Annotated in this window: 14 protein-coding genes and 1 tRNA gene; 6 read left to right on the top strand and 9 right to left on the bottom strand. The window is 63.8% G+C overall.

Going from position 1 to position 12,841, the window contains the following annotated elements:
- Positions 1-358: 358 nt before the first annotated feature.
- The gene (locus tag OB905_01995) at positions 359-1,147 is read left to right on the top strand and encodes a TrmB family transcriptional regulator (GenBank protein MCU4924756.1); all 789 of its coding nucleotides are present in this window, start codon (positions 359-361) and stop codon (positions 1,145-1,147) included.
- 157 nt (positions 1,148-1,304) lie between these two features.
- Positions 1,305-1,490, top strand: coding sequence for a hypothetical protein (locus OB905_02000; protein ID MCU4924757.1), 186 nt, complete (start codon positions 1,305-1,307; stop codon positions 1,488-1,490).
- Positions 1,491-1,594: 104 nt separating this feature from the next.
- Here the strand turns inward: OB905_02000 and menD are convergent, their stop codons facing one another.
- Complete coding sequence (gene menD / locus OB905_02005) at positions 1,595-3,427, bottom strand: 2-succinyl-5-enolpyruvyl-6-hydroxy-3-cyclohexene-1-carboxylic-acid synthase (GenBank protein MCU4924758.1); 1,833 nt, start codon at positions 3,425-3,427, stop codon at positions 1,595-1,597.
- Positions 3,424-4,761: an isochorismate synthase gene (locus OB905_02010; GenBank protein MCU4924759.1), complete on the bottom strand. Its 1,338-nt coding sequence runs from the start codon at positions 4,759-4,761 to the stop codon at positions 3,424-3,426. Before OB905_02010 ends, menD begins: the two co-directional genes overlap by 4 nt.
- Positions 4,762-5,055: 294 nt before the next feature.
- Here OB905_02010 and OB905_02015 point away from each other — a divergent pair, with 294 nt between their 5' ends.
- Both OB905_02015 and OB905_02020 read left to right on the top strand, forming a co-directional pair.
- A complete protein-coding gene (locus OB905_02015) occupies positions 5,056-5,355 on the top strand; it encodes a hypothetical protein (protein ID MCU4924760.1) in 300 nt (99 codons plus the stop codon).
- A gap of 151 nt (positions 5,356-5,506) precedes the next feature.
- Positions 5,507-5,722: a ribbon-helix-helix domain-containing protein gene (locus OB905_02020; GenBank protein MCU4924761.1), complete on the top strand. Its 216-nt coding sequence runs from the start codon at positions 5,507-5,509 to the stop codon at positions 5,720-5,722.
- A gap of 29 nt (positions 5,723-5,751) precedes the next feature.
- Here the strand turns inward: OB905_02020 and OB905_02025 are convergent, their stop codons facing one another.
- On the bottom strand, positions 5,752-5,934 hold the full coding sequence (locus tag OB905_02025) for a hypothetical protein (GenBank protein MCU4924762.1): 183 nt from the start codon (positions 5,932-5,934) through the stop codon (positions 5,752-5,754).
- Between the two features lie 104 nt (positions 5,935-6,038).
- On the opposite strand from OB905_02025, the gene hisF reads away from it, so the two are divergent.
- Positions 6,039-6,851 carry an imidazole glycerol phosphate synthase subunit HisF gene (gene hisF, locus OB905_02030; GenBank protein MCU4924763.1) on the top strand — a complete coding sequence of 271 codons (813 nt, stop codon included), beginning with the start codon at positions 6,039-6,041 and terminating at the stop codon, positions 6,849-6,851.
- A gap of 150 nt (positions 6,852-7,001) precedes the next feature.
- On the opposite strand, the gene OB905_02035 is transcribed toward hisF, so the two are convergent.
- Positions 7,002-7,076 (bottom strand) — tRNA-Val (locus tag OB905_02035).
- Between the two features lie 187 nt (positions 7,077-7,263).
- Between OB905_02035 and OB905_02040 the strand changes: the two genes are divergently transcribed.
- Entirely contained in the window at positions 7,264-7,425 is a 162-nt protein-coding gene (locus OB905_02040) for a hypothetical protein (protein MCU4924764.1), read from the top strand.
- Between the two features lie 383 nt (positions 7,426-7,808).
- Here OB905_02040 and OB905_02045 read toward each other — a convergent pair whose 3' ends face one another.
- From OB905_02045 to OB905_02065, 5 genes are all read right to left on the bottom strand, one after another.
- Positions 7,809-9,146: a hydroxymethylglutaryl-CoA synthase family protein gene (locus tag OB905_02045; protein MCU4924765.1), complete on the bottom strand. Its 1,338-nt coding sequence runs from the start codon at positions 9,144-9,146 to the stop codon at positions 7,809-7,811.
- Positions 9,147-9,291: 145 nt separating this feature from the next.
- Entirely contained in the window at positions 9,292-9,870 is a 579-nt protein-coding gene (locus OB905_02050; protein MCU4924766.1) for a DUF2150 family protein, read from the bottom strand.
- A 93-nt stretch (positions 9,871-9,963) separates the two neighbouring features.
- Complete coding sequence (locus tag OB905_02055) at positions 9,964-10,812, bottom strand: TatD family hydrolase (protein ID MCU4924767.1); 849 nt, start codon at positions 10,810-10,812, stop codon at positions 9,964-9,966.
- A 94-nt stretch (positions 10,813-10,906) separates the two neighbouring features.
- Positions 10,907-11,380 (bottom strand): NYN domain-containing protein, encoded by a 474-nt coding sequence (locus OB905_02060; GenBank protein ID MCU4924768.1) that lies wholly within the window; start codon positions 11,378-11,380, stop codon positions 10,907-10,909.
- 401 nt (positions 11,381-11,781) lie between these two features.
- Positions 11,782-12,744: a Gfo/Idh/MocA family oxidoreductase gene (locus OB905_02065; GenBank protein ID MCU4924769.1), complete on the bottom strand. Its 963-nt coding sequence runs from the start codon at positions 12,742-12,744 to the stop codon at positions 11,782-11,784.
- Positions 12,745-12,841: the final 97 nt, after the last annotated feature.

Below are 12,841 nucleotides of genomic sequence, written 5' to 3' on the forward strand. Positions count from 1 at the left end.
CTGAAACGCAAATAGCTTCCCGTCGTCTGACTCCGTTCGGCGACCGGGGCCCGTCTTCGCCTGTTGTTCCAGCCGAGACAACACGCACGCCACACTTCCCAAACTCTAAACATATATATATATATATATATATATACGGCCTCTCGACGAACGACCGGCCGTGTCCACGAGAACGAGGGGTGCAGCGCGCTGCACTGAGTGTGGTCGGGCGCTCGCCGTCTGGCGATCGTCGGAGGGACAAACCGTCCCGATCGGGAGCGTCGATGGCTGTCCGTGCGGGGGAACACAGTTCCAAATGCTGTGAACGGGTGACCGTCTCCGGGCCCGCTTTTTTGGTGCTGTCGGACGTATCTTGCCTGTGTCCCAGACCGCCGAAGCGGTCAACGCGATGGAGTCACTCGGTCTGACGGAGTACGAATCTCGATGCTTCGTCGCACTGACACGGCTGTCGAAGGGGACGGCGAAGGAAGTCGGCCGGGTGGCCGACGTCCCGCGCTCGCGCGTCTACGACACCGTCAAGCGCCTCGAAGAGCGGGGTCTCGTCGAGGTGCAGCGGTCGGAACCCCAGGAGTACAAGGCCGTGCCGATCGACATGGCGACCCGGCGCATCCGCGAGGACTACGACTCCCGGGTCAACGCCGCCGAAAACGCACTCCAACAGGTCGAAGAACCCGAATCGAAAGACGACGAGGGAATGTGGGCGATCACCCAGCCCGATCACGTCGCCGACCGTATCGTGACGTTCGTCGACGACGCCGAGGAGACGATCCACTACCTCCTGGCCGACGAGGAGGTCGTCGAACAGCGGACCCTCGACGCCGTCCGGCGTGCGACCGACCGCGACGTCGACGTGGTCGTCGAAGTACCCAGCGACGACCTCTGTGATCGGGTCGAGCGCGGTGTTCCGGACGCGAAGATCGTCGTGGAGTCGGATCTTGGGGCGACAAACCCGGTCTACTCCGAGTGGCCGGGACAGCTCCTGATGGTCGACAAGGGGGCGATTGTCGCGGCGGGGCTCAAAGAGAGCGGCCTCCCTGACGTGACCCAGCAGATGGCGATGTGGACGTACGGACACGACCACGGATTTGCCGCGTGGCTGCGCGAACTGCTCGACGATCGGCTCGGGCGCACGGACGCCGGCGCCTGACGACCGTCTGTGCCTCGAAGCAGGCGTTGCTGGTCGATTTTGCAACCGACCGTGCCAACCCCTCAGACGTTGTTACTGCCGTAACAACTCCGGTGTTACCCCTCTTGGATTCACACAATCGTTTTTTCAGACTCTTTCTGAGTGACGGTCGAAGGCGATGGGGAATACCGACGGCGGGTCTCGGATCATTGGTGCCTGTACAGCGTGTGGATCGATGTATGCGGCAGTCGAACTCTCAGGCGGAGGCGTGCTCCCGATCGGCAGCCGGGACGGCTGTACGTCCTGTGGTGGGACGGAGTTCGTCGCCCTCTCGGAACTCTCGATCGACGACGACTCCGACTAAGTTCCCGTCTCGAAGCACGCCGAGATGGACACGCGTTTCTGCTTCCGTTCGTTTCACGCTGAGACGGACGACCGTTCGGACCCATCTCCAGGCGACCTCCGTCCCTACTGGCTGGTGCCGTCACGGATAGCCGATCGGACCGAGTCGGCGAGGCGCTCTCGGCGACGGTGGCTCGTTTCGGCGTCGAACTCGACGACGAGCACCTGCGTCCCCGGTGTGGCCAGGGACGTCCGGTAGGCATCTGTGAACGACGCCGGCTCGACGCGTTCACAGTCGAGACCGTAGCTCGCCGCCAGCGAGGCGAGATTGATCCCGTGGGGCGTTTTGAACTGCTCGGTAAAAGGCGGATCGTGGTCCTCGATCGGCAGCATATGGAAGATACCGCCGCCGTCGTTGTCGAGTACCACGATGGTCGCGTCCACCCCACAGCGCTCGACGGCGAGCAAGCCGTTTGCGTCGTGGCAGAACGCCAGATCGCCGGTCACCAGTACGAGCGGCTCGTCCGTCGCGCTACCGGCGCCAAGCGCCGTGCTCGCGATGCCGTCGATGCCGCTCGCGCCCCGGTTCCCGAGCGCCGACAGCGACGCCTGGCGCGGTCTGGCGAACCGGTCTGCGTCTCGGATCGGCATGCTGTTCGAGACGAAGATTGTACTCGGGTCGGGCGCCTCGGCGAACACCCTCGACAGGATCGCCCCTTCGAAGGAATCGCCGTCACCGCCTTCCAGCGCTCGGTCGAGCTGGCCCCAGTGTACGTGCTCGGCCGTCTCGAACGCTTCGAGCCACGACGAGCGCTCGCTCGACGCAGCGACGTCCCCACCTGTTTCGACTCGTTCGGCCAGTGACGCCAGTGTGGGACCCGGCTCGGCGGCACACAGGTCTGTCGCGGTGAACGTCGCCTCTCGCCACTCGCCAGCGGGGTCGAGAAGGAACTGGCGCGCCCCCGACGCCGCGAGGTACTCGCGCAGTCGTTTCGAGGTGGGCGACGCGCCGATCCGGACGACCACGTCGGGTTTTGGGAGCGCGTCGACGTAGCCGTCGTAGCCGCCACAGACGAGCGCTCGATCGACGTGCGGACCGAACCGACACGCAGAGAGTGGATCGGCTAGAATCGGCGCCCCGACGGCGTCTGCGAGTCTCGCAGTCGCGTTCGGACCGGCGGCCAACGCGTCGTAGTCTGACGAATCGGTTGGCGTGTTCCCGATCGACGTCGGGTCGGCCGGGCCGGCGACTAGCAGGGGTCGATCAGCGGTCTCGAGCGCCGTTGCGATGGCTTCTACGCGCTCCTCATCGGCGGTCGCCGTTCCCGCACTCGTCCGAACGAAGGGGCCGTCTCGCCCGCGTGCAGCGACCGTCTCGAGCAGCGAGTCCGGCACGTCACCCGACACCGGTGTGGGCTCGAGGGGCTTTCGGAACGGACAGTTGAGGTGGACTGGTCCCGCAGGCGTCCCGATCGTCTTCGAGAGCGCCCGGGCGACTGAGACTCGGAGAGAGCGAAGCGTCCGGGCCTCGGGCTCGGGTACCGGAAGCTCCGCGTACCACCGGACGGCGTCGCCGTAGAGCTTTGCCTGATCGACCGTCTGGTTGGCGCCGCTGTCCCGCAGTTCAGGGGGTCGGTCCGCGGTCAGCGCGAGCAGCGGGACGCGACCCTGATTCGCCTCGACGATTGCAGGGTGGAGGTTCGCGGCCGCGGTTCCGGACGTGCAGACGACCGCCGTCGGCTCGCCCGTGCGCCGAGCACGACCGAGAGCGAAAAATGCCGCCGATCGCTCGTCAATGTGTGAGTAGACAGTTATATCCGGGTGATCGGCAAACGCCACCGTCAGCGGCGTCGATCGACTTCCGGGAGCGATACAGACCGCTTCGAGCCCGCCCGCGGCGAGTTCGTCGACGATCGCACGTCCCCACAGCGTCGCCCGGTTTGGCACCTCGGGGGTCATCTGAGCTCCCCGAGGATCGGATCGAATTTGAGCGTGACTTCGGCCCACTCCTCCTCGGGGGCGCTGTCGGCAACGATTCCGTTACCGGCGAACAGCGTGACGGTTCCGTCCCCGACCAGTCCCGACCGGAGCGCAACGGCGAACTCGCCGTCGCCGGCCGCGTCGAACCAGCCGACGGGTGCGGCGTACCAGCCCCGGTCGAACGACTCAGTCGAGCGAATCGTCTCGCGGGCGGCCCCAGGTGGCACGCCGCCGACGGCGGGCGTCGGGTGGAGGCTCTCGACGGTGTCGAGAACGTGGCGGTCGGTTTCGAGACGCGCCTCGATCGGCGTCTGGAGGTGCTGGATGTTCGCCAGCCGACGGATCGTCCGCTCGCCGACCGACAGCGTCGCGGCGGCCCCAGATAGCTGGTCACGGATGGCGTCGACGACTAACTCGTGCTCGTGGCGGAGCTTCTCGCTGTCGCGCATCTCGTCTGCCAGCGCCTCGTCTTCCTCGGTCGTCTCGCCTCTCGCGATCGAGCCGGCGAGGGCCTCCGTTTCGATGTGGTTGCCCCGCTGGCTGACGAGCCGTTCGGGCGACGCCCCGAAGAACGGCCCGGCCTCGTCGTAGTCGATCGCGAACCGGTAGCAACCCGGATACCGGCGGCGCAATCGCTCTAGGGTCGCCGGGACGTCGATCGGTTCGGCCAGCGACACCGACAGCGACTGGGCCAGTACGACCTTGGTCAACTCACCAGCGCCGATCCGGTCGACGGTCGCCTCAACGTTCTCGATCCACGCCGCTTTCGTCGTCGTCCAGGTCGTCGATTCGATGCCGGGGCTATCCCCGCTGGGTCGCATCGCGGGCAGCTCCTCGATTCGCGTCTTCCACTCCGAACGCGTCTGCTCTGCTGCGGCCTCACCCTCGGCGGTCGCGGTAAGCCAGCAGCCCCGATCGCTGCGTGTCACCTGTACCCGCGGGATGACGAACGAGGCCGCGCCGAACCCCTGCCAGATGCCCGTCGGGACGTGGTCCTCGTGGAACGCGAAGCCCCCGAACGCTCGCGGTCTGGCGACTGCTGGGCCCTCGTACTCGAGCCCGTCGAATGCACGTTCGGCCTGGGAACGAATCTGCGAAAATCGGTCGCCGTCCGTCGCTTCGAACCGCGCCGCGACGCCACAGCCGACGACTTCGAGACCGTCAGGGGTTGCCCACTGGACTCGCGGTGCGTGGTCGGTGTCGACGATCGCGCCGAAGGAAACGTCCTCGAGGGCACAGCTTCGACTGTGGAGATCGGCTCCCCGCCGGCCACCGACCTCCGTGAGTTCCCGCCCGCCCGACGGTCGATTCATCGACGAATGGTCAGGACCGCCGCGCCTTCAGCCTAACTATCTCGCCGCCCGTGTGGCTGCTGTCACGCATTCCCGACCACTCTTGTTCGGCCGTTGGTAATCCGGCGATCGAACTACGGTTCGGACCGAGTCATGCGCTGTCTCGGCACCGCTTTTTCGCAACGTAACACCACATTCACCGGACGGCAGCCCCGTTCTAACGGTCCGAAACGGTTGTCCCGTCGATCCAATCCAGCTATACCGATCGAAACCCTCGCCACGGCTTAGTACGCGCCCGCCGACCGCAAGTATTGCATGGCATCGAAACAGCAGATGACTGAACGGGAGATATCCGATGAGGCTGCACAGGAAGTTGGCGAGCAGGCGATGGGTCCGGCAGCGGTTGCGGCAGCCGCGTCGGTCGGCCTGGCATGGTACTACTTCTTCCTTCGCGGGGACCGCCAGCGGGGACTGTTTGTCGGGCTCTGGCCGCCGACGATCCTCGCATTCGCGAGTTACTTCAATCAGCGAAAGATGCGCCGGCAGCTCGATACGATCACCCAGCCTGGCACCACCCTGAAGAACGCGTTCGACTCCATGATGGGAAACCGCTAACCGCGGGCGCCGTCAACTCGGACGACCGTCGTACTGCATAAACGGATCCCGTTGATCCGGCAAGTCACCTTTCAGCCCCGAAAACAATTCTTTCCCCTCGAGATAGAATCCCCGTCAGAGCTAAATACCCCCTCGCCGAAACGCGAATCAGATGCCGAAAGTAGAGATCACGATACCCGAGCACCTCGAGATGCAGATCGCCCAGATGGTCGAGCGTGGGGAGTTCGTCAACCGGGAGGAGGCGATCGAAGACCTCCTCTCGACCGGTATCAAAGCCTACAAAACGAGCGGACCGATGGACGACGACGAACCGGGCGGACTGGAGGACGACGGAATGATGGGCCACGACGACGAGTACGTCTTCTGAGAACGACGAGTGCGGCTTTTCACTCCATTCTAGAGCGCGAACAGCGGGACGCCGAACGCGAGCACCGATCCGACGAGGAGAACGACGACTCCGACGGCAACGTCGCGACCCGTAAACTCGCTCATCGGCGCTGTCGTTCGCTCCGCAGAGCGGTCGTGCCCGACGTCCGCGCCGGTATCCGGTCCAGTTACGTCTTCGACGTCGTCTGCCATGTGTTCGACTCGTCGGGTCGATTACTTAACTGCTCTGGCCAAGCCCGAACGCGAATCGCGCCGCCGTCGAAACCGTCAAACACCGGTCGCTCTAAAGACGCCACATGCTCACCAAACGGATTATTCCCTGTATCGACGTCGATCTCGACGAGGACGGGAATCCGGCGGTCTACACCGGCGTCCACTTCGAGGATCTGAAATACACGGGCGACCCGGTTGAGATGGCCAAAGCGTACAACGAATCGGGCGCCGACGAGTTCGTCTTCCTCGACATCACCGCCTCCGCCGAGGGCCGAGAGACGATGCTCGACGTCGTTTCGCGCGTTGCCGACGAGGTGTTCATCCCGCTTACCGTCGGCGGGGGTATCCGAACGACCGAAGACATCAAGGAGACACTCCGCGCAGGCGCGGACAAGGTCTCGATCACCACCGGCGCGCTCGAACGTCCCCAGCTGGTCAACGAGGGCGCCGCAGCCTTTGGCAGCCAGTGTATCGTCATCAGCGTCGACGCCCGGCGTCGGTTCGACGAGGGGGGTGAACACTACGTCGAGGTAGATGGCGAGTCCTGCTGGTTCGAGTGTACGAAAAAGGGTGGTCGCGAGGGAACCGGTATCGACGTCCTCGAGTGGGCGGCCGAAGCCGAATCCCGTGGCGCTGGCGAACTATTCGTCAACTCGATCGACAAGGACGGAACGAAAGACGGCTACGATATCCCTCTGACGAAGGCGGTCTGTGATGTCGTTGACACGCCGGTGATCGCCTCCTCTGGGTGTGGCGGCCCCGAGCACATGCACGAAGTATTCACCGACGCGGGTGCCGACGCCGGTCTCGCCGCCTCGATTTTCCACTTCGACGAGTACTCTGTTGCTGAGGTAAAAAAGGATCTCGACGAGCGTGGCGTTCCGGTTCGGCGATAACGACGGCCGCTGGTTATCTTCTACGAGAGTCCGTCTCAATCTGAGGTTGGGCAGATTTGAACCACGATGGTTCGCGTTGCGTCACCCCCTGGTTCAAACTTCCAAATGTCATGATTTCGTCGCTCGCGAATTTGCTCGCGACAGAAGTAGTGGGTTGGGGCAGATTTGAACTGCCGACTTCCTCCGTGTGAAGGAGGTATCATAACCGGACTAGATCACCAACCCGCAGCCGTTGCTATCCCGGCGTTGGACTTAAGACTTCCTTTCAGTCGTGGATGAGGGTGTTCGGAACGCTGGCTGCTATGCTCCACTCCCCATCCCTTGAATTTCATATTGCAGCATGTGATTTACCAGGGTGGGGTGCTTCGCGCCAACCAGTACGTTAAATGTGATCCGGTCCCTGCTCACCAGTATGGCTCAGGAACTCGAACACGAGTGTCCCGACTGCGGTGTGAAGACGTTCTATCGCGCCGCGAGCACGACCCTCCACCTCGGCGAGAAGGTCAAGTGGCACTGTCCGGACTGTGAGTACGGTTTCGTTCAGATCAACGGCATCGATTCGAGCGCCGCATAGTCACGCAGCCGACGAGACGACTCGAGACGGCGCCAAAGATCCAGAAACCGGCCCGGAACTTGTCATACTCACCGCTCTTTTGTCGGTGTGCACTTCGTTCATAGCTCGGCATGGGGCGTAACGGACGCTGATTCTCGAAGGTGGGTGACGACTTCGCCGAGCCTTCCGAACCTCGACACTTGTTTTGAGCGTTCGCTCGACCGTGGTCGTCTCTACTCCTGAATTTCGAAGTGGGTCTGGAGCAGTTGCTACTCCAAACCGACGCTACGACGATCAATAAACCAATATCTGCGATACATAATCTCGACGAAGAGTACCAGCACGTCGACACTGCTGGCGCTCGTCGGTTGAGAAGCAGTACAGAACAAGACCCGAGAACTGCGTTACTCGACGAAGCGATACTTTCGCTCGCCCATCCGACCCCAGCCGTCGAAGACGAACTCGCTACTGGGTGCCGTCAATGGTTCGATATCCACGTCCATCTCGTGGTTGTGTACGTCGTGGATCATCTCGTAGTCCGCCCAGGAGAGATCGTAGCGCGCGTTGAGTTGCTCGTCGACGTTGAGTGCTGCAAGCTCGTCCTCCCACCCATCCTGGACGACCTCGGTGTGGATCTCCGCCTGTGCACCGCTACCGTACGAGCCGACCGCGAGCGTGTCTCCGGACAGGTCCTCGCCGGCGTCGAACGCGCTCTTGAGCGCGCTGACGCGGGCGACGTGAACCGAGCCCGTGTACCAGTTCCCGACCTCTCGGGAGATCGTGAGCGTCGGTTCGACCGTCTGGGCGTACCAGTCCTGATACCGTTCGGTCCGCTTCAAGGCGTCCATGTACTCTCGGAGCGCTTCGTGGTAAGCGTCTTCGCCATCAAATGCCTCCGAGCGCGGCTGGCGGCCAATCTCCTCGGCGAGTACGTCCTCGATCGCCGTATCGCGGGTGATGTGTCGGTACGCGAGCAGAGCCGCCTTCCGGACCATTCCCGGGAAGGGCGTATGGAATGGGACGAATCGGACGTCGTCGGGGTGGACGTCACCTGCGATCGTCTCGTAATCCTCAAGTGCTTCGCGCATGCGTGCGAGGTACACCTGCACCGAGCGTTTGCCGTCGACCGAGGGGAACTGCTGGTTTGGTTTTAAGAAGTCGGTCTCGTCGGCCGAACCGTAGCCCTGCTCTGTCGAGAGCGAGACGAGGTCGGGATCCTCGTCGATGAGCATCGCGACGGCGCCCGCGCCCTGGGTCGCCTCCCCGGCGTCTCCCCGGGCGTACAGTGCTGTGTCACTCGCGATGACCAGCGCCGCTCGCCCGCGGTTGCGGCCCGCGCGGATCCAGTTGTAGGCATCGTCTAAACTCTGCGTGCCGGCGATACAGGCGAACTTTCGCTCACCTTTGTTGGCATGATGGAAGTCGCCCTCAAAAACGGTCTCCAGACAGCCTGCGACGTACGTCGAAACCGGCTTCGAGTTGTCGAAGGAACTCTCAGTGGCAACGTCGATTCTGCCAATATCGTCGGGTTCGAGCCCCTTTCGATCCATCAGCCGGTAGGCAGCATTGGCCCCCATCGTGACGATGTCCTCGTAGCTATCAGGGAACGAGCTGGCGTTCAGCCCGAGCCCCTTCGTGTACTTTTCGGGGTCCTCGCCCTTCTCGGGTGCAAACGTCCCGGGTAAGTCCAGCTTGAGGTTCCCGGTCCAGATTTCGACGGCGTCGATACCGACCGTAGACATACCTGTCTAGTGTGGGTGTGGCTACAAGGGCGTGTCGTTCGATTGTTCGACGATCGACGAACTCACTGGGCAACCAGCTGGCTGTGAACTGATCGGGCGACTACTGAGATGTGAGGAAAACGGAAACCGCTGCTCGGCCACCTTCTCAGTCTTCTTCTTCGACGACTTCCGGGTCACTCATCGCACTCTGGAGGCTGTCGAGTCCGTTGACCCACTCGGTGACCAGTCCGTACTCGAGCTCTTCGGCCAGCGCCATGTCGAGTTCCTCACCGTCGACGATGAGCGTGCCGGCCTGTGCGGCGTAGCCGAGGGCTGCGTCTAAGTCCTCTTCGACCTCGGCGTCTGCGGCTGCCCGGACGTAGTCGTCGACGCTTCCCTCTTCGGCCGGTCCGTTGGCGACGTACTCCTCCGCTGCAAAGAACACACAGACGAGGCTCGTCTGAACACCGTCGACGAGGATGAGCTTCTCCTCGTCCTCGATGTCGACCTCCGAGAGGACGATCTCGCGAACCTCGCCGATCTCTGAGAGGGCAGCCTCCTCGTCTAGCTCTCCGTCGTCGTAGGCAGCGACGATCTTGGCGATGGCGATCGCGGTGTCGTCCTGTAGGTTCAACAGCAAGCGCGCCGAAGACTCGTCTTCCGGATCGATCTCTTCGTCTTTGATGCGACCGATCCAGTTTTGCCAGCGTTCGGCCGAGTAGAACTCTGTCGGGGGATTGCTCATACAGACACCTACACCGGCCGCTTGAAATGCCTTTCTCTACTCTGCGAACGCGGTACGGCCTGACAACGGCGCGATCGCCACTCTTGCAGGCGATTATGTGCGTTCGAGCGTCGCCACCGTGTCGATTCCGTACACCTGCCGGGGTGTCTCCACGTGGGCGACGCTGACCGCGTCCTCGAACCCCGATTCGAGCAGCCACGAGACGCGGCGTGGCACCGTCTTCGGACCCAACACTGCGCCTGGCCGATCCGGATCGTCGACGAAATCGGTTTCCATCAGGAACGGCTTGCCGCGCTCGGCGGCGACTTCGAGACGGTCTTTCTCGCTCATCACGCTCGGCGTCGGCCCCGCGAGCCGTCCCGCAGCGTAGTGCTTTACCACCTTGTGGGCGGGGACCCCTGCCTCCTCGGCCCAGTCGGTGACCTCTCGGAGATCCTCGCTCGCTTCCGTATGGAGTTGGACGGCACAGTCGCGATCACCCGCGAGATCGAACGCGTGGCGCATGACCGCGTTCGAGGCCTCCCAGACGGCGTCCTCGACCTCGTAGTGCGGACGGCCGGATTTCAGCGCAAGCGCCTCGCCACGGTCGACGTACTCCGCCGCGACGTCGAGACCCCCCTGCATGATCGCCCGCGCTTCCGCAGGGGAGTACCCGCGGTCGATCAGCTGTGAGATCAACCCGGGATGGACACCGAGGACCGGCCACGCGCGACCCGGAAGGACCTCCGACGCTGCCGAAACGATCTCGACGGTCCGCTCGAAGACCGGACGGAAGTCTTCCCCTGCGTCGGCCTCGACGCCGAGGTACCACGAGGGTTTGTTCACCACCAGCAGGTGGGTGCCGCCGAGTCGAACGAAGTCCTCGACGGCGTCCAGCCCACGACCGTGGTCCGGATCGAGGTGCATGTGGTTGTCGAGTACCGGCATCTCGTCGTCTTCCATACCCAGCTGTGTGAACGCTGCAGATGAAAATGCCTCGGCTTTGATCGCCCTCTCGTCCAGACGGCCCGCCCGGCAGCACTCGCACGTGGGGCCGTTACTGCTCGAGAGTCACGGCGTCGTCTGCGGCGTTTCGAAGCGCGTCCGAGCGCCCGTGGCTGCCCGGCGCAATCGCGACAGTCCCGATCCCGAGGGTGCCAGCGTACTCGAGGACGGGTTTGAAGTCCGTATCTCGGGAACCGATCACCAGCCGGTCGATGGATCGCTCAGCACAGAGCGCCGTCGCGTCGACCGCGAGTTTGACGTCGACGTCACCGCTAGTGACGACGACTTCGAATCCTCGTGCCTCCGCCGCCTGGATGAGTCCGGGCGTCGCGTGTTCATCCAGATAGAGACGCGTTACGCCGACCCGACCGTACTCACCGGCAGCGACCCGCAGATCGTCCAGATCGACGTCGAACTCGTCCCGGAGGACGTTCGGTCCGTCGACGAACAGTCCGACTGTTGGCTCCGTTGAGCCGCTGGCTGGAGAATCGGTGAGCCGATCGCGCAGGTGTTCGAGGACGGACATGCGTTTTCGCGACCGTACTCGGGGGGACGCGATAGGTGTGACGAAAGCGCGGCGGGCGCTCCGATTCGCTCACCTGGCTTGTACTCACAGGTGTCACCGTTTAGTTCGGTCGGCACATTTGACCACGTGGCTCCGGCCCGATCGGTTACGAGAGCACACTCGAACGCGGCGACGGAACGGCCGCCGGAGCCGATCGGCGGAGGTCCCCCACCTCCGCCGTTCGATCGTCGACGCCGAGCGCTAGCCCACACGTTCGGCCCGTCCCAACTGCGACCCACCCCAACGCTCGTTCGGTCGCCGCTTTTGTAGCCCTCACTCGTCCACTCGATGGAGACGGTAGACGCCGCCACCTTCGCGGTCGTAGTGGACGTGGGTAGCCGAGAGGGGGCCGACGGCAAGCGTCATCGCCCTCTCTCTGCGAGCACGACGGATTCTCCCCGCTCGGCCGATCGCTTCGCGGCCAGTGCGAGCCGCAGCGAGGCGATCGCTTCCTCGCTCCCGACGTCGGGTTCGGTTCCCGACTCGAGGCAGTCGACGAAGTGTTCGAGTTCGCGCCGATAGCCGCCGCGAGCGAGCGGGCTCTCGACGACCGACTCCTCGCCGGTCCACTCGCGGTAGGGGTGCTTGCCGTCGCTCGAGAACTCGACGAGTCCGTCCTCGCCGGCGAACTCGAGTTCGACGGTAAACGGCCGAGTTTCGGGCTGGGCCCACGAAGCCTCGACGTAGCCAACGGCCCCACTCTCGAAGCGCAGCGTCGCGAACCCGTGGGCGGACTCCTCACTGCGGTGCTGGCGGGCGAAGACGCGCTCGACCGGACCCCAGCACCACCGCAGGTAGTCGAGATCGTGGATTGCCAGGTCGACGAAGATGCCGCCGCTCTTCTCGGAATCGGCGAACCAGTTCGCTGACCCCCAGTCGGGGAACGGGCTGAGCCGGCGCGCCCGGGCGATGCCCGGTTCGCCAATCACGAGGTCGCGGGCGCGCTGGTGGCTCGGCATGAATCGAACCACGTGTCCGACCATGAACGTTAGCCCCGCCTCGGAGACGAGTGCCTCGATCTCGTGGGCCTCCTCTAGGTTGTTCGCGATCGGCTTCTCTACGATCAGGTCGGTCTCCGCCTCGACGGCCGCCTCAACGGCCTCGCGGTGGGTGTGCGTCGGCGTACAGATGTCGAGGAAGTCAATATCGACCTCCGAACACAGTGTTTCGACGTCGGTGTACGCCTCGGCCGCCAGCCCGGACGCCTCGATGAACGGTTCGGGTCCGCTCGGCGAGGCGACGGCGGCGACCTCGACATCCATCTCGGCGTACGCGTCGGCGTGGGTTTCGGCCATGAAGCCGGCTCCCGCGATACCAACCCTCATGGCACGTCCTCCGCTCTGCCGAGCAATAATATTTCGGTACAGGGACAATCATGAATTGAACGCGCCCGTGTCGCGATCACGTCACAGTCGCTGTTTG

The sequence above is a fragment of the Halobacteria archaeon AArc-dxtr1 genome (genome assembly GCA_025517425.1).
Classification (GTDB): Archaea; Halobacteriota; Halobacteria; order Halobacteriales; family Natrialbaceae; genus Halostagnicola.

What these genes read in the sequence shown, in the direction of transcription:
- OB905_02000 (MCU4924757.1), top strand. Translation starts at nt 1,305, where the DNA reads ATGGGGAATACCGACGGCGGGTCTCGGATCATTGGTGCCTGTACAGCG.
- menD (MCU4924758.1), bottom strand. Translation starts at nt 3,427, where the DNA reads ATGACCCCCGAGGTGCCAAACCGGGCGACGCTGTGGGGACGTGCGATC.
- OB905_02010 (MCU4924759.1), bottom strand. Translation starts at nt 4,761, where the DNA reads ATGAATCGACCGTCGGGCGGGCGGGAACTCACGGAGGTCGGTGGCCGG.
- OB905_02015 (MCU4924760.1), top strand. Translation starts at nt 5,056, where the DNA reads ATGGCATCGAAACAGCAGATGACTGAACGGGAGATATCCGATGAGGCT.
- OB905_02020 (MCU4924761.1), top strand. Translation starts at nt 5,507, where the DNA reads ATGCCGAAAGTAGAGATCACGATACCCGAGCACCTCGAGATGCAGATC.
- OB905_02025 (MCU4924762.1), bottom strand. Translation starts at nt 5,934, where the DNA reads ATGGCAGACGACGTCGAAGACGTAACTGGACCGGATACCGGCGCGGAC.
- hisF (MCU4924763.1), top strand. Translation starts at nt 6,039, where the DNA reads ATGCTCACCAAACGGATTATTCCCTGTATCGACGTCGATCTCGACGAG.
- OB905_02040 (MCU4924764.1), top strand. Translation starts at nt 7,264, where the DNA reads ATGGCTCAGGAACTCGAACACGAGTGTCCCGACTGCGGTGTGAAGACG.
- OB905_02045 (MCU4924765.1), bottom strand. Translation starts at nt 9,146, where the DNA reads ATGTCTACGGTCGGTATCGACGCCGTCGAAATCTGGACCGGGAACCTC.
- OB905_02050 (MCU4924766.1), bottom strand. Translation starts at nt 9,870, where the DNA reads ATGAGCAATCCCCCGACAGAGTTCTACTCGGCCGAACGCTGGCAAAAC.
- OB905_02055 (MCU4924767.1), bottom strand. Translation starts at nt 10,812, where the DNA reads ATGGAAGACGACGAGATGCCGGTACTCGACAACCACATGCACCTCGAT.
- OB905_02060 (MCU4924768.1), bottom strand. Translation starts at nt 11,380, where the DNA reads ATGTCCGTCCTCGAACACCTGCGCGATCGGCTCACCGATTCTCCAGCC.
- OB905_02065 (MCU4924769.1), bottom strand. Translation starts at nt 12,744, where the DNA reads ATGAGGGTTGGTATCGCGGGAGCCGGCTTCATGGCCGAAACCCACGCC.